Source organism: Stenotrophomonas sp. YJH_SMC_110, from assembly GCF_059369255.1.
This window is the reverse complement of record NZ_JCAFSM010000010.1, coordinates 120,721-140,185: the sequence shown is the minus strand read 5'-3', so window position 1 is coordinate 140,185 and position 19,465 is coordinate 120,721. Positions and strand designations below refer to the sequence as shown.

Below are 19,465 nucleotides of genomic sequence, written 5' to 3'. Positions count from 1 at the left end.
GGAAAAGATCCACGCCATGCGTGGATGGATGAACCGGACGCCGCGATCAGCACGGCAGGAAGGACCTGCGTACGCTAGAATATGCGCTGGCGGGGCCGGCCAGACAGTCGCGTCATCCCTTCGGGGGTGCCGAGGAAAGTCCGGGCTCCATAGGGCAAGGTGCCAGGTAACGCCTGGGCGGCGCAAGCCGACGGAAAGTGCAACAGAAAGATACCGCCTACGTCTTCTTCGGAAGGCCGGTAAGGGTGAAATGGTGCGGTAAGAGCGCACCGCGAGTCTGGCAACAGACCGGCACGGCAAACCCCACCTGGAGCAAGACCAAATAGGGATCCTTTGGCGCGGCCCGCGTTGGATCCGGGTAGGTTGCTTGAGCGTTGCGGTGACGTAACGCCTAGAGGAATGACTGTCCACGACAGAACCCGGCTTATCGGCCGGCTCCGCCTCCTTCTTCTTCCACGCATGGCGTGGAGCTACCGTGATTGCGGGGTCGGATCCCTTTCCGGAGGAAAGGGATCCGACCCCATGCTGTCCTCAGCCCGGCGTGCGGTACTGCCCGGCGGAAATGAACTGCGAGAAGCGCTCGCACCACACCACCACCGTGGTGTAGTCGTCCACGTCCACGTTCGCGGGCACATCCACCAGGAAGCGGTTGAAGGTCTTCACCTCGCCGATGCGCTGGGCCTGCGCCTTGATCTTCAGGAAGTCGGCCTTGTTGTCGACGAAGTCGCGGACCAGGTAGACCTTGTAGTCCGGGCCCGGTCCCATCTTGCCGTCGAAGGCAACCTGGGTGGCGCTGACGCTGACCTTGCCTTCGGCCCAGTGCACCGCGTCGCTGCCTTTGAGGTCGCGACGGAAGGTGGTGCGATAGGTGGCGTCGTTCATCGCGGCCTGCACCTGCGTGACCGGCGGGTCATCGGGGGCGATCAGGATCGGCAGCAGATAGATGCCCAGGCCGAAGCCCAGGCCGAGAGCAAGCAGGTGGGTGGCGAACAGGATGAGAATGCGACGCATGGGGCCTCCTTGGGGTTGCGGTCGATGGCGCGGCGAGGTGCCGGGCGCGATCACCCTGGGAGGTCAGGGGCGACATTTATAGACACAGTGCCGATTGCGAAAAGGGCACAGTCGGATGGCTGTGATGCTGAAACCCCTGTGGCACGGACGGATCGTGGTCGCGGCTGGAAGCTGAATGACGTTTCAGGCCCGCTGCGATGACGACTGCCGTCGCGTGGATCGCGACAGCACGCTGCGGGTAGTGCCGGCCGCTGGCCGGCAACTTCATGCTGCATCCGAAGATCCAGAGGTTGCCGGCCAGCGGCCGGCACTACCCCCCCGCCAAGAGCATCCGGCCAAGGGCCGTCATGACCGGGTCAGAAAATGACGTGGCTCTGGCCGCTGGGAGCGCCCTGCGGGCCGAAGCGGCGTTCGTGGATCTCGCCATGGCCGTCGGCGTCGATCAGCAGCACGGTGCTGGCGCGGGTGCCGTAGTCATCGCCACGGATGAAGGCCGGGCTCAGCCAGCGCTCGCGTTCCAGGCCGATGCCGGTGTCGGGCAGGTCGCTGTCGGCAGGGCGGTGTTCGTCGGCCAGAGCATTCCAGAGTGGGGTCAGGTCCGGGGTCAGATCCCTTTCGCCGTGCGAAAGGGATCTGACCCCGTCCTTTTGCAGCCAGGCTTCAAGGGCCGCCATCAGCCGCCGGGTCTTCGGCCAGGGTGCGTCCAGCGCGCCGTTGGACATGCCGTGCACGCCCGGGCCGAGGGTCTGCCGTTCGGCGGGATGGTTGCCGAGGTACTCCAGGCTGTCGCTATCGGCCAGCAACAGATTGAACGGGGCATAGGCGCCAGCCACGGTCGCCAATCGGTCGATATGCACGGCGGCCGGGTCGCGGCCGCGCAGGAAGTCGGCCACCAGCGCGCCCCGCGACGGGCCGGTCTGGGCCGCCAGCGGGTCGCGGACGTTGGTGACCACCGCCATCCGGCCCGAGGCGCCAACCCCGACCCAGCCACCGCCGGAGCGCAGATCGCGCCCGCCGATGACGGACGTCTCATCCTGCCAGGGGGCCAGCGCCGCCGTCGGGCGGGCGTGGAACTCATCACGGTTGCCGGTCATCACCAGCCGCCAGCGCGGGTGGTGCATCCAGCCAAGAGCGAGCAGGCACATGGCCTCATTGTGCACGGTTTGCGCAGTCCGGCGCCGTTTCCGGCCCGTTCCGGATGAATGCGCGGCCGATGTTTCACGCCCTCTCCACGCCCCTGAACTTCCGTTCAATCTCAAAAATTGAGACGGATCAGCAACTTGTGGATAAGCCTTGAACAATTCTCTAAAGGTTGTTGCAAGCCATTGATGCGGCTGGCGATTTCCCCGCTGAAAAGTTGTTGACAACCCTCGGCCCGCTGCTAAGGTGGGCATCAGAGGGAAATCCGGGTGTTTTGTGGGTTTTCGTGGTTCAATGTTTCACCGGGCGAAGGACAAGGTGCAGGCGTCGTGTTCCAGGGCGAGACGGCCATCACAGTTGACGACAAAGGGCGCATGGCGGTTCCCACCGCTTACCGCGACCTCGTCGCGCGCGCCAGCAACAACCGTCTCGTGCTGACCTACAACCCGTTCGAAGCCGGCTGCCTGTGGCTGTATGCAGAGTCGGAATGGGAGCGGGTCCGCGACGATGTGATGTCCAAGCCCAACACCCAGCGCGTCGTGCGCCTGTTGCAGCAGAAGCTGGTCGGCTCGGCCGCCCATCTGGAACTGGACGGCAACGGTCGCATCAGCATCCCCGCCAGCCACCGCGGTGCGGTGGGCATTGAGAAGAAGGCGGTATTGCTCGGTATGGGCGACAAGTTCGAATTGTGGAGCGAGCAGGCGCATCGGGCCCTGATCCAGCAGACGTTGTCTGACGAGGATCTGGGTGATGGGTTGCTCGACCTGAAGTTGTGAGCCGGGGTGCCCGGATGCGCCCAGAAGCGCAGGCCGGTCACCTTCCGGTGTCGCAGTCGCCGGCGGTGCACCTGCCGGTCCTGTACACCCAGGTCCTTGAAGGCCTGAGGGTGATCGAAAACGGACGTTATCTGGATGGCACGTTCGGTCGTGGCGGTCATGCACGTGGCGTGCTCACCCAGCTCGGTCCCGGGGGGCGCCTGCTGGTCATGGACAAGGATCCGGAAGCCATCGCCGTTGCCGAGCGCGATTTCGCGCCGGACCCGCGCGTGTCCATCTTCCGGGGCAGCTTCGCCCAGCTGCTGCAGTGGGATGCGACGGCCGAAGGCCTGGACGGCGTGCTGTTCGACCTCGGCGTGTCGTCGCCGCAGCTGGACGTGGCCGAACGTGGCTTCAGCTTCGGCAAGGACGGCCAGCTGGACATGCGCATGGATCCGGACAGCGGTGAAAGCGCCGCGCAGTGGATCAACCGCGTCGAAGAGCGCGAGATCGCTGATGTGCTGTGGACCTACGGCGAAGAGCGCCAGAGCCGGCGCATCGCCCGCGCCATCGTGGCCCGCCGCGAGAAGCAGCCGTTCTCCCGCACCGCCGAACTGGCCGAGCTGATCGCCTCGGTGATGCCGCGTGGGAAGGACAAGATCCACCCGGCCACGCGCAGCTTCCAGGCCATCCGCATCCACATCAACCGCGAGCTGGCCGATCTGGAAGCCGGGCTCGATGCGGCGGTGGAACGGCTCAAGCCCGGTGGCCGCCTGGCGGTGATCAGCTTCCACTCGCTGGAAGACCGCATCGTCAAGCAGTACATGAACCGCCTGGCCAAGGCGCCGCCGGCCAACCGCCGGCTGCCCGAGGCGGTTGCGTTCGTGCCGACGCTGGACCTGATCGGCGGCGCCATCAAGGCCACCGACGAAGAGCTGGCCGCCAACCCGCGTGCCCGCAGCGCCGTGCTGCGCGTGGCACAGAAGCGGGGGGGCGATGCATGAGCCGGCTGCTGCTGATCATCCTGCTGGCCTGCACCGTCGCCTCGGCGATCGGCGTGGTGTTCGTGCGCCACCGCCACCGGCAGACCTTCATCGAGCTGTCGCGTGCCGAGCGCAAGCGCGATGACATCAACCTTGAGTTCGGCCGCCTGCAGCTGGAACAGGCCACCCTGGCCGAAGCCAACCGCGTGGACCGCATTGCCCGCGAGAAGCTGGGCATGAAGTTCCCCGAGGCCGCTGACATCGTGGTGGTGCGCCCATGAGCAAGACCGGCCGCAACCGCCCGCGCAACGCCTTCAACCTGCGCCAGCGCCTGCGCTGGGTCGCGCTGGCGCTTGGCCTGTGCTCGGTGTCGCTGGTGGGTCGCGCGGCCTACGTGCAGATCATCAACAGCGATTTCTACCAGCGCCAGGGCGAGGCCCGCTACCTGCGCGAGCTGCCGATCAAGACCTCGCGCGGCATGATCACCGACCGCAACGGCGAGCCGCTGGCGGTGTCCACCCCGGTCGCCTCGATCTGGGTCAACCCGCAGGACCTGCTGCGTTCGCCCGAGCGCATCCCGGAGCTGGCCCAGGCGGTCGGCATGTCGGTGGATGAGCTGAGCAGCCGCCTGTCGCAGAAGTCGGACAAGGAATTCATGTACCTGCGCCGCCGGATCAATCCGGACGAGGCAGAGAAGGTGGTCGCGCTGAAGATTCCGGGCGTGGCCGCGCAGCGCGAGTTCCGCCGCTTCTACCCACAGGGCGAAGCGATGGCGCACGTGCTGGGCTTCACCAACATCGACGACCGCGGCCAGGAAGGCCTGGAACTGGCGTTCGACGAATGGCTGCGCGGCAAGGCCGGTGCCAAGCGGGTGATCCGCAACCGCAAGGGCGAGACCGTCGAAAGCGATCTGCTGCGCGCCGCCGAGCCGGGCAAGGACCTGACCCTCAGCATCGACCGCCGCATCCAGTACCTGGCCTTCAAGGAACTGCGCAACGCGCTGGTGGCCAACAAGGCGGCCGGTGGTTCGATGGTGATCATGGACGTGACCACCGGCGAGATCCTGGCCATGGTCAACCTGCCGACCTACAACCCGAACTCGCTGACCGGCGCGATCCCCGATACGCGCCGCAACCGCGCGGTGACCGACCTGGTCGAGCCGGGTTCGACGATGAAGCCGCTGACCATCGCCACCGCGCTGCAGGCCGGTGCGGTGACCAAGGACACCATCATCGACACCAACCCGGGCTACATGACCCTGGGCCGCTTCACCATCCGCGACGTGCCGCGCAACAACGGTGTGCTCAACGTGACCGGCGTGATCACCCGCAGTTCGAACGTGGGTGCGGCCAAGGTTGCGGCGAAGATGCCGGACCAGACCTTCTACGACGGCGTGCGCCGCTTCGGCTATGGCTCGGCGCCGCACAGCGGTTTCCCGGGTGAATCGGCCGGCGTGGTGATGCGTCCGGCACGCTGGTCGGGTACCACCAAGACCACCATGTCCTATGGCTACGGCCTGTCGGTCACGCCGCTGCAGATTGCCACCGCGTACTCGGCGCTGGCCAACGGCGGGCGCCTGATCGCGCCGACCTTCGTCAAGGGCCAGCGCAATGAAGGCCAGCAGATCATCGACGAGAACGTCGCCCGGCAGGTGGTGGCGATGATGGAAACGGTGGTCACCCAGGGCGGCGCCAAGCAGGCGGCGGTGCTGGGTTACCGCGTGGCCGGCAAGACCGGCACCGCGCGCAAGGCCGGCCCGGGCGGTTATGAGCGCGGCCATTACAACGCGCTGTTCGCCGGCGTGGTGCCGGCCACCAACCCGCGTTTCGCTACCGTCATCGTCATCAACGACCCGCAGGCCGGCAAGTTCTACGGCGGCCTGGTGTCGGCGCCGGTCTACCACAACGTGATGGAAGGCACCCTGCGCCTGATGGACGTGCCGCTGGACGACCTGCAGTCGTGGCTGGCCGCACAGCAGTCGGGCAAGGTCGGCCATTCGGCCTCGATCCTGCCTGCGCCGCCGGCCGAGACCGCGCTGCCGGTCGATGCCGCCGCTGAATTCGACGCTGCGCTGCCAAGCGCGCAAGCCCAGACGCCGCCCGCTACGGGAGGCACGCAATGAGTCCTTCGATGTTGCTTTCGCAGTTGCTTCCGGACGTGGCCCTGGCGGGTCATGATCCCGTTCTGACCGGCCTGGTGCTGGACAGCCGTGCCGTGCGCCCCGGTAACGCCTTCGTCGCCATCGCCGGTTTCGGCGCGCATGGCCTGGGCTTTGTCGAGCAGGCGCGCGCTGCCGGTGCCAGTGCCATCCTGTTCGAACCGCCGGCACCGGCCGATCTGCCGGCCCCGGCCGATGCGATCGCCGTGCCGGGCCTGCGCGCGCGCATGGGCGCGATGGCCGACCAGTTCCATGGCGCGCCATCGCGGGCGATGGCGATGGTCGGCGTGACCGGCACCAACGGCAAGACCTCCACCGTGCTGCTGCTGGCCCAGGCCTGGCATCTGCTCGGAACGCCCAGTGGCAGTATCGGCACGCTGGGTGCCGGACTTTATGGTGCGGTCGAGCCGACCGGCTTCACCACGCCGCTGGTGCTGCAGATGCATGCGCTTCTGGCGCAGCTGCGCGACGCCGGTGCGCGCGCGGTGGCGATGGAAGTCAGCTCGCATGCGCTGGACCAGGGCCGCGTGGACGCCGTGCACTACGACGTGGCGGTGTTCACCAACCTCACCCGCGACCATCTGGACTACCACGGTGACATGGCCAGCTACGGCGCGGCCAAGGCGCGGCTGTTCCATCGCCCGGGCCTGAAGGCGGCGGTGATCAATCTGGACGATGCCTTCGGCCGGCAGCTGTTCGCGGGCCTGCCGGCCGGCGTGCAGGCGATCGGGCTGAGCTCGCGTGGTGCCACCGACGCCAGCGTGCGCGCCGAGGCACTGCAGCTGGACGGTCGTGGCATCGCCTTCGAGCTGGTCATCGACGGCCAGTGCGCGACGGTGCAGTCGCCGCTGCTGGGCCGCTTCAACGTGGACAACCTGCTGGCCGTGGCCGGTACCCTGCACGCGCAGGGCCAGCCGCTGCCGCGTATTGCCGAGGTGCTGTCGGCGCTGCAGCCGATCCGTGGCCGCATGAACCGCCTGGGCGGTGAAGACGGCCTGCCGACGGTGGTGGTCGACTACGCGCACACCCCGGATGCGCTGGAACAGGCGCTGGACAGCCTCCACGGGCACCTGCAGGGCACGCTGTTCTGCGTGTTCGGCTGCGGCGGCGAGCGCGACACCGGCAAGCGCCCGCAGATGGCGGCGATCGCCGAGCGCCTGGCCAACCAGGTCATCGTCACCGACGACAACCCGCGCGGCGAAGATGGCGATGTGATCGTGGCTGACATCCTGGCCGGCTTCCAGAACGCCGATGCCGTGACCGTGCAGCGCAGCCGCGCGCGTGCGATCGGCCTGGCGGTGAAGCGTGCCGGTGCCGGCGACATCATCCTGATCGCCGGCAAGGGCCACGAGCCGTACCAGGAAGTGAATGGCGTGCGCCATGACTTCGACGACACCGAAGTGGCCGCCGCTGCACTGGCGGCCAAGGCCGGTGTGCTCAGCGCGCAGGCCGGGGAGGGCGCCGCATGAAGCGCACCCTGCTTTCGCTGATCGCACACTGGGCCGGCGGCGAGATCCACGGCGACGACGTGGCCATCGATGCGGTCAGCAATGACACCCGCAATCTCGGTCCGGGCAGTCTGTATGTGGCGCTGCGCGGCGAGCGTTTCGACGGCCATGACTTCGCGGCCGACGCGCAGGCGCGCGGTGCCAGTGCGCTGCTGGTCGAGCGCCTGCTGCCGGTCGAACTGCCGCAGGTGCTGGTGGCCGACAGCGAACTGGCGCTGGCGAAGATCGCCACCGGCATGCAGCGTGACCGTGGCACCGAGGTGCTCGCGATCACCGGCAGCAATGGCAAGACCAGCGTGAAGAGCCTGCTGCTGTCGATCCTGCAGCAAGTGGCCCAGCACGCGCACAAGGTGGTCTACGCCAACCCGGGCAACCGCAACAACGAGATCGGCCTGCCGCTGGCGGTGATCGATGCGCCGGAAGATGCCGACTACGCCGTCTACGAGATGGGCGCCGGCAAGCCGGGCGACATCGCCTACCTGACCGAGATCGCCCGCCCGCGTTATGCGCTGGTCAACAACATCGCCCCGGCGCACCTGGAACGTATGGGCAGCCTGCTCGGCGTGGCGGTGACCAAGGGCGCGATCTACGCCGCGCTGCCGGCCGATGGCGTGGCGGTGATCAACGCCGACGATGCCTATGGCCGCTGGTTCGAACAGCATTTCATCAGCACCCCGGCGCGTTGCCGCGTGCTGCGCTATGGCCTGGAACACTCGGCGGACGTGACCGCGCGCGATATCCGCGCCGGTGCGCAGGGCAGCCAGTTCACTCTGGTCGCACCGGCCGGCGAAGCCCGCGTGGTGCTGGGCCTGCCGGGTCGCCACAACGTCAGCAATGCGCTGGCCGCCGCCAGCCTGGCGCTGGCCGCCGGTGTCGATCTGGCGCTGATTGCCGCCGGCCTGGCCGAAGCGCAGCCGGTGCCGGGTCGCCAGATCGCCCATCAGCTGCGCAATGGCGCGGTGCTGGTGGATGACAGCTACAACGCCAACCCCGGGTCGCTGGCCGCGGCCATCGATGCCCTGGCCGCGGCGCCGGAAGAGGGCTGGCTGGTGCTGGGCGACATGCGCGAGCTGGGCCCGGACGCGGAAGCGCTGCATGCGCAGGCCGGCATCCGCGCACGTGCTGCCGGCCTGAAGCGCCTGTATGCACTGGGCCCGCTCAGCGCCGCTGCCGCCTCCGCCTTCGGCGAAGGCGGCCGCCATTTCGCCACCCACGACGCGCTGTCGCAGGCGCTGAAGGACGAGCTGCACGCCGGCGTGCGCTGCCTGGTCAAGGGTTCCCGTGGCAGCGCCATGGACACGATTGTCAAAGCGCTGCTGGCGCAAGGAGAGGAATCCCCGCATGTTGTATGAACTGGCTCGATGGTTGCAGCAGTTGGAGAGCCTGTTCGGGCTGTTCAACTACCAGACGTTCCGCGCCATCCTTGCCGCGCTGACGGCCCTGTTCCTGTCGCTGTGGCTGGGCCCGGCGATGATCCGCAAGCTCGCCCAGTTCAAGGGCGGCCAGCCGATCCGCAAGGACGGTCCGCAGACCCATTTCTCCAAGGCCGGCACGCCGACCATGGGCGGTTCGCTGATCCTGCTCACCATCACCCTGTCGGTGCTGATGTGGGCCGACCTGCGCAACCGCTACGTGTGGCTGGTGCTGGCGGTGATGCTGTGCTTCGGCGCCATCGGCTGGTATGACGACTGGATCAAGATCGTCCGCCGTGACCCGAACGGCCTGAAGTCGCGCTGGAAGTACCTGCTGCAGTCGATCTTCGGCCTGGCTGCGGGCCTGTTCCTGTTCTACACGGCCGACGTGCCGGCAGCGCTGACCTTCTACATCCCGATGTTCAAGTCGGTCGCGCTGCCGCTGGCCGGCATCGGCTTCGTGGCCATCGCCTACTTCTGGATCGTCGGTTTCTCCAACGCGGTGAACCTGACCGACGGCCTGGACGGCCTGGCGATCATGCCCACCGTGCTGGTGGCCTGCGCGCTGGGCGTGTTCGCCTATGCCTCGGGCAACGTGGTGTTCGCCAACTACCTGCAGATCCCGCAGATCCCGGGCGCCGGCGAGCTGGTCATCATCTGTGCGGCCATCGCCGGCGCGGGCCTGGGCTTCCTCTGGTTCAACACCTACCCGGCCATGGTCTTCATGGGCGACATCGGCGCACTGGCACTGGGTGCGGTGCTGGGCACGATCGCGGTGATCACCCGCCAGGAGCTGGTGCTGGTGATCATGGGCGGCGTGTTCGTCATCGAAACGCTGTCGGTGATGATCCAGGTCGCCTCGTTCAAGCTGACCGGCAAGCGCGTGTTCCGCATGGCGCCGATCCACCACCATTTCGAACTGAAGGGCTGGCCGGAGCCGCGCGTGATCGTGCGTTTCTGGATCATCTCCGTTGTGCTCGTGCTGATCGGCCTGGCCACGTTGAAGGTGCGCTGAGATGAACGACCTGTCCCGCCAGGCAACACGCCTTGAAGCCATCGAAGGCAGCTACGACAAGTGGCTGCTGGGCGCGATCATCGCGCTCACCGGTGTCGGCGTGGTGATGGTGGCCTCCAGCTCGATCGCGCTGATGAGCAGCCCGTTCTATTACCTCAACCGCCACCTGATCTTCCTGGCGGTGGGTATCGTGCTGGCGGTCATTGCCGCCCGCACCGAGCTGAAGTCGATCGAGCAGTACAACCAGATGCTGCTGCTGGGCTGCTTCGTACTGCTGCTGGCGGTGTTCGCACCGGGACTGGGCAGCACGGTCAACGGTGCGCGCCGCTGGATCAACCTGGGCATTTCCAAGTTCCAGACGGTCGAAGCGGTGAAAGTGCTCTACATCGTCTGGCTGTCGAGCTACCTGGTACGTTTCCGCGACGAGGTCAATGCGACCTGGCCGGCAATGCTCAAGCCGCTGGGCGTGGCCGGTGCGCTGGTGGTGCTGCTGCTGCTGCAGCCGGACTTCGGTTCCTCGACCCTGCTGCTGGCGATCACCGCCGGCATGCTGGTGCTGGGCGGGGTGAACATGCCGCGCATGTCGATGCCGGTGATCATCGGCCTGGTCGGCATGAGCGCGCTGGCGATCATCGAGCCGTACCGCATGCGCCGCATCACCTCCTTCCTGGACCCATGGGCCGACCAGCAGGGCGACGGCTACCAGCTGTCCAACGCGCTGATGGCGGTGGGCCGTGGTGAATGGACCGGCGTCGGCCTGGGCAACTCCGTGCAGAAGCTGTACTACCTGCCCGAAGCGCACACCGACTTCATCTTCTCGGTCACCGCCGAGGAATTCGGTTTCCTGGGTACCTGCGTGATCGTGGCGCTGTATGCGCTGCTGGTCGGCCGCACCTTCTGGCTGGGCATGCGCTGCGTGGAAATGAAGCGCCACTTCTCCGGCTACATCGCCTTCGGCATCGGCCTGTGGATCAGCATGCAGACCTTCGTCTCGATCGGCGTGAACCTGGGCATCCTGCCGACCAAGGGCCTGACCCTGCCGCTGATCTCCTCCGGCGGTTCGTCGGTGCTGATGACCTGCGTGGCGATGGGCCTGCTGCTGCGCGTGTCGTATGAACTCAAGCGCGCCGAGCGCCGCCAGGCCGTGCGCATCGGTGGCGCCGAAGACGCCGCGGCCGAACCGATGGACAAGCCCGCCGCAGCGGTGGACGCCAGCGTGCCGATGCGTGCCGAGCCGGTCGCACCCGCGTCCGCTGCAGCGAGCGCCGCACGTGGCACCAGCCGCCTGCAGTCGCGCATCGAACCGACCTTCGGGAGGCTGTCATGAGTGCAGCCACCGAGAGTGGGCGCCCGGTGATGATCCTGGCCGGAGGCACCGGCGGTCACATCTTCCCCGGCCTGGCCGTGGCCCGCGTGCTGCGCCAGCGCGGCGTGCCGGTGACCTGGATGGGCGCCGACGGTGCGATGGAAACCCGCCTGGTGCCGCAGCACGACATCGCCATCGATACGCTGGCCATCACTGGCCTGCGCGGCAAGGGCAAGCTGGCCCTGCTGGCGGCGCCGTGGCGGCTGATGCGCGCGCTGCGCGCGGCCGGGCTCATCATCCGCCAGCGCCAGCCGCGCGCGGTGGTCGCCTTCGGTGGCTTTGCCTCCGGCCCCGGTGGCATGGCCACGCGCCTGCATGGCCTGCCGCTGATCGTGCATGAGCAGAACCGTGCGCCGGGCCTGACCAACCGCATCCTGTCACGTTATGCGCGTCGCCTGCTGACCGGTTTCCCGGGCACCTTCGCCAAGGGCGAGGAGTTCGTCGGTAACCCGGTGCGCGCGGAAATCGCTGCCATCGCGCCGCCGGAACAGCGCTTCGCCGACCGGCAAGGCCCCCTGCGCGTGCTGGTGGTGGGCGGCAGCCAGGGCGCGCGTGCCCTCAATACCGGCGTGCCGCAGGCGATTGCCGCGCTGGGCGCCGCCCTGCCGGTGCAGGTGCGCCACCAGAGCGGCGAGAAGATGCATGCCGAAGCGGTGGAGGCTTACGCCAAGGCCGGTGTGCAGGCGGAAATCACGCCGTTCATCGCCAACATGGCCGAAGCCTTCGCCTGGGCTGACCTGGTTGTCTGCCGCGCCGGCGCGTCCACGCTGGCCGAGCTGTGCGCGGTCGGTGTCGGCAGCGTGCTGGTGCCATTTCCCGCTGCCGTCGACGATCACCAGACCCGCAACGCGGAGTACCTGGTCGAGCGCGGCGCGGCGGTGTTGCTGAAGCAGGACGGAACGCTGGCCGACGGCATTGCCGCACTGCTGCGCGATCTGTCCGAAAATCCCGCCCGCCGCATGCAGATGGCGCAAGCCGCGCGTGCCCTGGCCAAGGTCGATGCCGCCGAGCGCATCGCCGATATCATTCTCGAGGAAGCTGTATGAAGAAGGCATGCCACCGCGCCTGCCCTGCGCGAGGCCGCGCATGATCCGCCGCCTGCACGACACCAACGACCTGGTGCGCGCGTTCCCGCGCGTGCATTTCGTCGGCATCGGCGGCACCGGCATGAGCGGTATCGCCGAAGTGATGCTGACGCTGGGCTATGAAGTGTCCGGCTCGGACAACGCCGACAACGTGGCGACCCGCCGCCTGGCCAGCCTGGGTGCGCGCATCATGCGCGGCCACTCCGCGGCCAACGTGCTGGGCACCGACTGCGTGGTGGTCTCCAGTGCCATCCGCGAAGACAACCCGGAACTGATGGAAGCACGCAGCCAGCGCATTCCGATCATGCCGCGTGCGGCGATGCTGGCCGAGCTGATGCGCTTCCGCCGCGGCATCGCCGTGGCCGGTACCCATGGCAAGACCACCACCACCAGCCTGACCGCTGCGGTGCTGAGCGAAGGTGGCCTGGACCCGACGTTCGTGATCGGTGGCCAGCTGCTGGCCGCCGGTGCCAACGCCAAGCTGGGTGGCGGGCAGTGGCTGGTGGCCGAGGCTGATGAAAGCGATGGCAGCTTCCTGCGCCTGAACCCGCTGATGTCGATCATCACGAACATTGATGCGGATCATCTGGAGAACTACGGCAACGACTTCGCCCGCGTGCAGGCGGCGTTTGCCGAGTTCCTGCAGCGCCTGCCGTTCTACGGCCTGGCGGTGCTGTGCATCGATGATCCGGAAGTGGCGGCATTGGCTGCCAGGACCCCTCGCCACGTGATGAGCTACGGCATGAGCCCGCAGGCCGACGTGCGCGCCGAGAACGTGGTGCAGGAAGGGTCGCGCATGCGCTTCACCCTGCGCCTGCCGCAGGGCACCAGCCAGGAAGTGGTGCTGGCGCTGCCGGGCAGGCACAACGTGCTCAACGCGCTGGCCGCCGCTGCGGTGGGCTGGCAGCTGGGCGTGGCCCCGGACGCGATCGCACGCGCGCTGGAGGGCTTCGCCGGTGTCGGCCGTCGCTTCAACGATCTGGGCGAGGTGACCACCGCCAGTGGCGCCAAGGTCCGCATCATCGACGACTATGGCCATCACCCCAGCGAGCTGGAGGCAGTGTTCGCCGCCGCTCGTGGTGGCTGGGCCGACAAGCGCCTGGTGGTGGCCTTCCAGCCGCACCGCTACAGCCGTACCCGCGACCAGTTCGACAAGTTCGCCGCCGTGCTGTCGAGCGTTGATGCGCTGGTGCTGAGCGAGGTCTACCCGGCCGGTGAAGAACCGATTGCCGGCGCCGACTCGCACGCGCTGGCCCGTGCCATCCGTGCGCGTGGCCGCAGTGAGCCGGTGGTGGTGGGCAAGGCCGCCGAGCTGGCCAGCGTGCTGCCGGACGTGCTGCAGGACGGTGACCTGCTGCTGATGATGGGCGCCGGCGACATCGGTGCCGTGGCCACCCATATCGCGGTGGAAGGTTTCAAGGGGGAGGGCCAGGCGTGAGCACGCTGACCTTCCCGCCGCTGCGCGTGACCGACCCGGCCGAGTTCGGCCGCGTCGCCGTGCTGCTGGGCGGCAGTTCCAGCGAACGCGAGGTGTCGCTGGATTCGGGCCGCAACGTGCTCGAAGCCCTGCAGTCGCGTGGCGTCGATGCGTTCGCGGTGGACGGCATTCCGGCGCTCGCCAGCGCGCTCGCCGCCGGTGGCATCGATCGCGTCTTCAACATCCTGCACGGCCACAACGGTGGCGGTGAGGACGGCATCGTGCAGGGCCTGATGGACGCCTTCGGCGTGCCGTACACCGGCTCGAACGTGCTGGGTTCGGCGCTGAGCATGGACAAGATCCGCACCAAGCAGGTGTGGCTGTCGCTGGGCCTGCCAACCCCGCAGTACCGCAAGGTCACTGCCGAGGACGTGCACGCCAATGCCGCCGAACTCGGCCTGCCGGTGGTGGTGAAGCCGGCCAACGAAGGCTCCAGCGTGGGCATCAGCCGGGTCACCGATGACGCCGGGCTGGATGAAGCGGTGGCCCTGGCTGCGCGCTACGACGGCCAGCTGCTAATGGAGCAGATGGTGGTCGGCGACGAATTGACCGTGGCCATCCTTGGCGACGTCGCACTGCCGTCGATCCGCATCGTGCCCAAGGGCCAGTGGTACGACTACAACGCCAAGTACATCGCCGAGGACACCCAGTACCTGTGCCCGGGCCTGGACGGTGGCGACGAAGAGGACATCCGGCGCATCGCGCTGGCCGCGTTCCGTGCCGCCGGGTGCCGTGGCTGGGGCCGCGTGGACGTGATGCGCGATCGCGACAGCGGCCGTTTCTTCCTGCTGGAAGTGAACACCGCGCCGGGCATGACCAGCCATTCGCTGGTGCCCAAGGCGGCCCGCCAGGCCGGCATCGGTTTCGAGGAACTGGTGTGGCGCGTGCTGGAACAGACCTTGGAGGCCTCGCACGCATGAACGCGGTGCTGCGCATCTTCGTCTGGCTGTTGGCGCTGTCGGTGGTTGCACTGCCGGTGGTGGCCGTAGTCAATGGCTGGGTCGGCGCCGAGCGCTGGCCGCTGGCGAAGCTGCGCGTGCATGGTGAGTTCAAGCGGGTGCCGGCCGAACAGCTGCAGCAGGTGCTGCTGCCGTATGCGCGCGCCGGTTTCTTCGCGGTCAAGCTGCAGGACGCGCAGGACGCCCTGGAAAAGCTGCCGTGGGTGGAAAGCGCGCAGGTCCGCAAGCAGTGGCCGGACGTGCTGGAAGTGACCCTGGTCGAGCACAAGCCGTTCGCCCGCTGGGGTACCGACCGCCTGGTGTCCGAGCAGGGCAAGCTGTTCCCCACGCCGAAGAAGCTGTCCGACCTGGCGCTGCCGGAGCTGGATGGCCCGGACAGCCAGACCGCGGAAGTGATGAAGCTGTACAGCGACTCGCGTGCATTGTTCGCACCGGCCGGCGTCGATGTGCGCCGGGTGACGATGGACGCACGCGGCAGCTGGTCGCTGGTGCTGAGCAACGGCACCGAAGTGGTGGTCGGCCGCGACGACGCGCGCTCGCGCATGCAGCGCTTCGTCAAGGTACTGCCGCAGCTCAACCGTCAGGACGCGCCGATCGAGCGCGCCGACCTCCGTTACACCAATGGTTTCACGCTGAGCTGGGGTACCCCGGCCACGCCGGCGAAAACGCCGGCGACCCCGGCCAGAAGCACGCAGGAAAGGACATGAATCGCAAGGGTGACAAATCGCTGATCGTTGGCCTGGACATCGGCACCTCCAAGGTGGTGGCGCTGGTGGGCGAGTATTCGCCGGGCAACCCGATCGAAGTGATCGGCATCGGCTCGCACGAATCGCGCGGGCTGAAGCGCGGCGTGGTGGTGGACATCGAATCGACCGTGCAGTCGATCCAGCGCGCGGTGGAAGAAGCCGAGCTGATGGCCGGCTGCGAGATCCGTTCGGTGTACGCCTCGATTTCCGGCAACCACGTGCAGTGCAAGAACTCGCCGGGCATCGTGCCGATCCGCGACGGTGAAGTGACCTGGGGCGACCTGGATCGCGTGCTCGACGCGGCCAAGGCGGTGGCGATCCCGGCCGACCAGAAGATCCTCCACGCGATCCCGCGCGAGTACGTGCTGGACGATTCGCAGGAAGGCATCCGCAACCCGGTCGGCATGACCGGCGTGCGCCTGGAAGTGCATGCGCACCTGGTGGTGTGCGCGCAGTCGGCGGCGGCCAACATCAGCAAGTGCGTGCAGCGCTGCGGCCTGCAGGTGGACGACCTGGTGCTGTCCTCGCTGGCCTCCAGCGTGGCGGTGCTGACCGCCGACGAGCGCGAGCTGGGCGTGGTGCTGGTCGACATGGGCGCCGGCACCACCGACATCGCGGTGTTCGTGCAGGGTGCGATCTGCCACACCGCCTCGCTGCCGATCGCCGGCGACCACGTGACCAACGACATCGCGCACATGCTGCGCACGCCGACCCCGGAAGCCGAGCAGATCAAGGTGCGCTATGCCTGCGCCCTGGCCCAGCTGGCCACGGCCGAGGAGAGCATCCAGGTGCCGTCGGTGGGCGACCGCCCGCCGCGCCGCATGCCGCGCCATTCGCTGGCGCAGGCCGTGCAGGGCCGCTACGAGGAAATCTTCGAGATGGTGCAGGCCGAACTGCGCCGCTCCGGCTTCGAGGAGCTGGTGCGCGCCGGCATGGTGCTGACCGGTGGCGCGTCGAAGATGGAAGGCGTGGTCGAACTGGCCGAGGAAATGCTGCAGATGCCGGTGCGCGTGGGCATCCCGCAGCACGTCACCGGCTTGGGCGAAGTGGTCGGCAACCCGGTACACGCCACCGGCGTGGGCCTGCTGCTGATGGGCAGCCAGATCGAGCACCCGCGGCGGCCGTCGCTGCCCACCGGGCGCGCCGGAAGCATGTTCAAGAAACTCAAGACCTGGTTCCGCGGCGAGTTCTGACGCGGAACCCGTAAACCCGGGCCTCGCCCGGGCGCAACACCCGCAGTACCCGCATCACAACGCAATACCGGCTACACACAACCCACACAGCCGCAACGTCGGCATGCAGCAGGACGGCAGGATGCCCGAATGCCCATGCCAGCCAAAGCGGATACAACGAGGACACGGACATGGCGCATTTTGAACTGATCGAAAAGATGGCACCCAATGCGGTGATCAAGGTGGTTGGCGTGGGCGGCGGCGGCGGCAATGCCGTGGCGCACATGGTCAACTCGGCGGTGGATGGCGTGGAATTCATCACTGCCAACACCGACTCGCAGGCCATCAAGAATTGTGGTGCCAAGCTGCAGCTGCAGCTGGGTACCAACGTGACCAAGGGCCTGGGCGCAGGCGCGAACCCGGAAGTCGGCCGCCAAGCCGCGCTGGAAGACCGTGAGCGCATCATGGACGCGCTGCAGGGCGCCGACATGGTGTTCATCACCGCCGGCATGGGCGGCGGCACCGGTACCGGCGCTGCGCCGGTGGTGGCACAGCTGGCCAAGGAAATGGGCATCCTGACCGTGGCCGTGGTCACCAAGCCGTTCCCGTTCGAAGGCCGTCGCCGCATGCAGGTGGCGCTGAAGGGCATCGAGGAACTGAGCCAGCACTGCGACTCGCTGATCACCATCCCGAACGAGAAGCTGATCACCGTGCTGGGTCGCAACGCGACCATGATCCAGGCCTTCCGCGCTGCCAACGACGTGCTGCAGGGCGCCGTGCAGGGCATCGCCGACCTGATCGTGCGTCCGGGCCTGATCAACGTCGACTTCGCCGACGTGCGCACCGTCATGTCCGAAATGGGCCTGGCGATGATGGGTACCGGCACCGCCCGTGGCGATGACCGCGCCCAGGCCGCTGCCGAATCGGCGATCCAGAACCCGCTGCTGGACGATGTGAACCTGGCTGGTGCCAACGGCATCCTGGTCAACATCACCGCCGGCGCCGATTTCACCATGGCCGAGTTCGACGAGATCGGCCGCACCATCGATGGCTTCGCTTCCGAAGATGCCACCGTGGTGGTCGGCACCGTGCTCGATCCGGACATGCAGGACGAAGTGCGCGTGACCGTGGTGGCCACCGGCCTGAACCGCGTCTCGGCCAGCAAGACCCAGCGTCCGGGCGAGCGTGCGCCGATCAAGCTGGTCCGCAACGCCACCACCGGCCAGCCGGAGTTCGGCGAGTTCGACAACGGCGGCGATGCCGTCTCCAAGGCGGTGGGTGGCATGGGCCTGGGCCTGCGTCGCGCCAGCAGCGATACCGCAGCGGCCTCCGCCCCTTCGGCCCCGGCCGCTTCGGCCCCGGCGGCGGCGGAACTGCCGAACGATTACCTGGACATCCCGGCGTTCCTGCGCCGCCAGGCGGACTAAGCGGGGCGGCCCGGGGTTGTCCTCCCCGGGTTGCGCCACCATGTCCTGAAAACGCGGGCGCCGGGCCAGGATGGGCCCGGCCGCCCTGCTTCACGCGCTTTCCAGCGGCGTGCCGGTGGATCCTGCCGGTGGCTGCAACTGGCGTTTCAGCCGGGGTAGGGGAGTGCGCGTGTTAATCTAATGTGTCACTTCCGGTCCATCCCCCATGATCCAGCAACGCACCCTCAAGAACACGATCCGCGCCACCGGCGTTGGCCTGCACAGTGGTGACAAGGTCTACATGACCCTGCGCCCGGCACCGGTCAACCATGGCATCGTGTTCCGCCGCGTGGACCTGGACCCGGTCGTGGAGGTGCCGGCCAAGGCCGAACTGGTCACCGAAGTGACCCTGTGCACCGGCCTGACCTGCAACGACGCAAAGATCCAGACCGTCGAACACCTGATGTCGGCGCTGGCCGGCCTGGGTGTGGACAACATCATCGTCGAACTGTCCTCGGCCGAGCTGCCGATCATGGACGGTTCGGCCGGCCCGTTCGTGTTCCTGCTGCAGTCGGCGGGCATCATCGAACAGGATGCGCCCAAGCGCTTCATCCGCGTGCTCAAGACCGTGGAGGTGACCGAGGGCGACAAGGTGGCCCGTTTCACCCCGTACGAGGGCTACAAGCTGGGCTTCACCATCCAGTTCGACCACCCGATGATCCCGGCCAAGCAGTCGCGGCAGGAAATCGAGTTCTCGACGCTGGCCTACACCAAGGAAATCTCCCGCGCGCGCACCTTCGGTTTCATGCGCGACCTGGAATACATGCGCGAGCGCAACCTGGGCCTGGGCGGTTCGATGGACAACGCCATCGTGCTGGACGAGTTCCGCGTGCTCAACGAAGACGGCCTGCGCTACGCCGACGAGTTCGTGCGCCACAAGATCCTTGACGCCATTGGCGACCTCTACCTGGCCGGTGGCCAGGTGCTGGGCGCCTACGAGGGCTTCAAGTCCGGCCACGCGCTCAACAACAAGCTGGTGCGGGCCCTGATGGCCGACGCCAGCGCCTGGGAATGGGTCAGCTTCGACTCGCCGACCACCCCGGATCCGGTGGAATATGCCACCCCGGCCTACGCCTGATTCCGTAGATCGTTGAATTTCAAGATAAAAACGCCGCCTTCCAGGGCGGCGTCGTTGTTTCCGGCGCTTGCGACGCATTCAGCGTGCTTGAAAGGCGTCAAGGCCGGTTCAAGGTCACGGTTTTGTGAACCTGT

16 protein-coding genes, 1 other RNA gene and 1 pseudogene are annotated in these 19,465 nt (G+C 67.6%); 16 read left to right on the top strand and 2 right to left on the bottom strand.

Going from position 1 to position 19,465, the window contains the following annotated elements; all coding sequences use genetic code 11:
- Positions 1-91: 91 nt before the first annotated feature.
- Positions 92-443, top strand: an RNA gene (rnpB, locus tag AC5P6H_RS17405) — RNase P RNA component class A.
- A gap of 88 nt (positions 444-531) precedes the next feature.
- On the opposite strand, the gene AC5P6H_RS17400 is transcribed toward rnpB, so the two are convergent.
- Entirely contained in the window at positions 532-1,011 is a 480-nt protein-coding gene (locus AC5P6H_RS17400) for a DM13 domain-containing protein (protein ID WP_049405822.1), read from the bottom strand.
- A gap of 356 nt (positions 1,012-1,367) precedes the next feature.
- On the bottom strand, positions 1,368-2,156 hold the full coding sequence (locus AC5P6H_RS17395; protein WP_495202915.1) for an NRDE family protein: 789 nt from the start codon (positions 2,154-2,156) through the stop codon (positions 1,368-1,370).
- A gap of 324 nt (positions 2,157-2,480) precedes the next feature.
- Here AC5P6H_RS17395 and mraZ point away from each other — a divergent pair, with 324 nt between their 5' ends.
- The 15 genes and pseudogenes from mraZ (at position 2,481) to lpxC (ending at position 19,331) form a co-directional block, all read left to right on the top strand.
- Entirely contained in the window at positions 2,481-2,927 is a 447-nt protein-coding gene (gene mraZ / locus AC5P6H_RS17390) for a division/cell wall cluster transcriptional repressor MraZ (protein WP_004143635.1), read from the top strand.
- A gap of 14 nt (positions 2,928-2,941) precedes the next feature.
- The gene (gene rsmH, locus AC5P6H_RS17385; protein ID WP_495202914.1) at positions 2,942-3,910 is read left to right on the top strand and encodes a 16S rRNA (cytosine(1402)-N(4))-methyltransferase RsmH; all 969 of its coding nucleotides are present in this window, start codon (positions 2,942-2,944) and stop codon (positions 3,908-3,910) included.
- Positions 3,907-4,170, top strand: a complete 264-nt coding sequence (gene ftsL, locus AC5P6H_RS17380) for a cell division protein FtsL (protein WP_005415286.1) — start codon at positions 3,907-3,909, stop codon at positions 4,168-4,170. The genes rsmH and ftsL overlap by 4 nt, the downstream gene beginning before the upstream one ends.
- Complete coding sequence (locus AC5P6H_RS17375; RefSeq protein WP_014645937.1) at positions 4,167-6,011, top strand: peptidoglycan D,D-transpeptidase FtsI family protein; 1,845 nt, start codon at positions 4,167-4,169, stop codon at positions 6,009-6,011. The genes ftsL and AC5P6H_RS17375 overlap by 4 nt, the downstream gene beginning before the upstream one ends.
- Positions 6,008-7,516 (top strand): UDP-N-acetylmuramoyl-L-alanyl-D-glutamate--2,6-diaminopimelate ligase, encoded by a 1,509-nt coding sequence (locus tag AC5P6H_RS17370; RefSeq protein ID WP_495202913.1) that lies wholly within the window; start codon positions 6,008-6,010, stop codon positions 7,514-7,516. Before AC5P6H_RS17375 ends, AC5P6H_RS17370 begins: the two co-directional genes overlap by 4 nt.
- On the top strand, positions 7,513-8,907 hold the full coding sequence (locus tag AC5P6H_RS17365; RefSeq protein ID WP_495202912.1) for a UDP-N-acetylmuramoyl-tripeptide--D-alanyl-D-alanine ligase: 1,395 nt from the start codon (positions 7,513-7,515) through the stop codon (positions 8,905-8,907). Before AC5P6H_RS17370 ends, AC5P6H_RS17365 begins: the two co-directional genes overlap by 4 nt.
- Complete coding sequence (gene mraY / locus AC5P6H_RS17360; RefSeq protein WP_004154219.1) at positions 8,897-9,982, top strand: phospho-N-acetylmuramoyl-pentapeptide-transferase; 1,086 nt, start codon at positions 8,897-8,899, stop codon at positions 9,980-9,982. The genes AC5P6H_RS17365 and mraY overlap by 11 nt, the downstream gene beginning before the upstream one ends.
- 1 nt (position 9,983) lies before the next feature.
- Entirely contained in the window at positions 9,984-11,309 is a 1,326-nt protein-coding gene (ftsW, locus tag AC5P6H_RS17355) for a putative lipid II flippase FtsW (RefSeq protein ID WP_014645940.1), read from the top strand.
- Positions 11,306-12,394, top strand: coding sequence for an undecaprenyldiphospho-muramoylpentapeptide beta-N-acetylglucosaminyltransferase (gene murG, locus AC5P6H_RS17350; protein WP_445392161.1), 1,089 nt, complete (start codon positions 11,306-11,308; stop codon positions 12,392-12,394). The genes ftsW and murG overlap by 4 nt, the downstream gene beginning before the upstream one ends.
- 40 nt (positions 12,395-12,434) lie before the next feature.
- The gene (gene murC, locus AC5P6H_RS17345) at positions 12,435-13,871 is read left to right on the top strand and encodes a UDP-N-acetylmuramate--L-alanine ligase (protein ID WP_014645942.1); all 1,437 of its coding nucleotides are present in this window, start codon (positions 12,435-12,437) and stop codon (positions 13,869-13,871) included.
- A complete protein-coding gene (locus AC5P6H_RS17340) occupies positions 13,868-14,830 on the top strand; it encodes a D-alanine--D-alanine ligase (protein WP_014645943.1) in 963 nt (320 codons plus the stop codon). The genes murC and AC5P6H_RS17340 overlap by 4 nt, the downstream gene beginning before the upstream one ends.
- Positions 14,827-15,504 (top strand): annotated as a pseudogene (locus tag AC5P6H_RS17335) (cell division protein FtsQ/DivIB); the annotation flags it as partial. The gene AC5P6H_RS17340 and the pseudogene AC5P6H_RS17335, both read left to right, overlap by 4 nt.
- A gap of 68 nt (positions 15,505-15,572) precedes the next feature.
- Complete coding sequence (ftsA, locus tag AC5P6H_RS17330) at positions 15,573-16,808, top strand: cell division protein FtsA (RefSeq protein WP_005408083.1); 1,236 nt, start codon at positions 15,573-15,575, stop codon at positions 16,806-16,808.
- Positions 16,809-16,978: 170 nt separating this feature from the next.
- The gene (gene ftsZ / locus AC5P6H_RS17325) at positions 16,979-18,214 is read left to right on the top strand and encodes a cell division protein FtsZ (protein ID WP_005415297.1); all 1,236 of its coding nucleotides are present in this window, start codon (positions 16,979-16,981) and stop codon (positions 18,212-18,214) included.
- A gap of 205 nt (positions 18,215-18,419) precedes the next feature.
- Positions 18,420-19,331, top strand: coding sequence for a UDP-3-O-acyl-N-acetylglucosamine deacetylase (gene lpxC / locus AC5P6H_RS17320; protein WP_049440195.1), 912 nt, complete (start codon positions 18,420-18,422; stop codon positions 19,329-19,331).
- The last annotated feature ends 134 nt before the right edge of the window (positions 19,332-19,465 follow it).

Coding starts and splice junctions, on each gene's coding strand:
- AC5P6H_RS17370 (WP_495202913.1), top strand. CDS start 6,008: ATGAGTCCTTCGATGTTGCTTTCGCAGTTGCTTCCGGACGTGGCCCTG.
- AC5P6H_RS17365 (WP_495202912.1), top strand. CDS start 7,513: ATGAAGCGCACCCTGCTTTCGCTGATCGCACACTGGGCCGGCGGCGAG.
- AC5P6H_RS17375 (WP_014645937.1), top strand. CDS start 4,167: ATGAGCAAGACCGGCCGCAACCGCCCGCGCAACGCCTTCAACCTGCGC.
- ftsL (WP_005415286.1), top strand. CDS start 3,907: ATGAGCCGGCTGCTGCTGATCATCCTGCTGGCCTGCACCGTCGCCTCG.
- ftsA (WP_005408083.1), top strand. CDS start 15,573: ATGAATCGCAAGGGTGACAAATCGCTGATCGTTGGCCTGGACATCGGC.
- mraY (WP_004154219.1), top strand. CDS start 8,897: ATGTTGTATGAACTGGCTCGATGGTTGCAGCAGTTGGAGAGCCTGTTC.
- ftsW (WP_014645940.1), top strand. CDS start 9,984: ATGAACGACCTGTCCCGCCAGGCAACACGCCTTGAAGCCATCGAAGGC.
- AC5P6H_RS17400 (WP_049405822.1), bottom strand. CDS start 1,011: ATGCGTCGCATTCTCATCCTGTTCGCCACCCACCTGCTTGCTCTCGGC.
- ftsZ (WP_005415297.1), top strand. CDS start 16,979: ATGGCGCATTTTGAACTGATCGAAAAGATGGCACCCAATGCGGTGATC.
- murC (WP_014645942.1), top strand. CDS start 12,435: ATGATCCGCCGCCTGCACGACACCAACGACCTGGTGCGCGCGTTCCCG.
- lpxC (WP_049440195.1), top strand. CDS start 18,420: ATGATCCAGCAACGCACCCTCAAGAACACGATCCGCGCCACCGGCGTT.
- AC5P6H_RS17395 (WP_495202915.1), bottom strand. CDS start 2,156: ATGTGCCTGCTCGCTCTTGGCTGGATGCACCACCCGCGCTGGCGGCTG.
- murG (WP_445392161.1), top strand. CDS start 11,306: ATGAGTGCAGCCACCGAGAGTGGGCGCCCGGTGATGATCCTGGCCGGA.
- rsmH (WP_495202914.1), top strand. CDS start 2,942: ATGCGCCCAGAAGCGCAGGCCGGTCACCTTCCGGTGTCGCAGTCGCCG.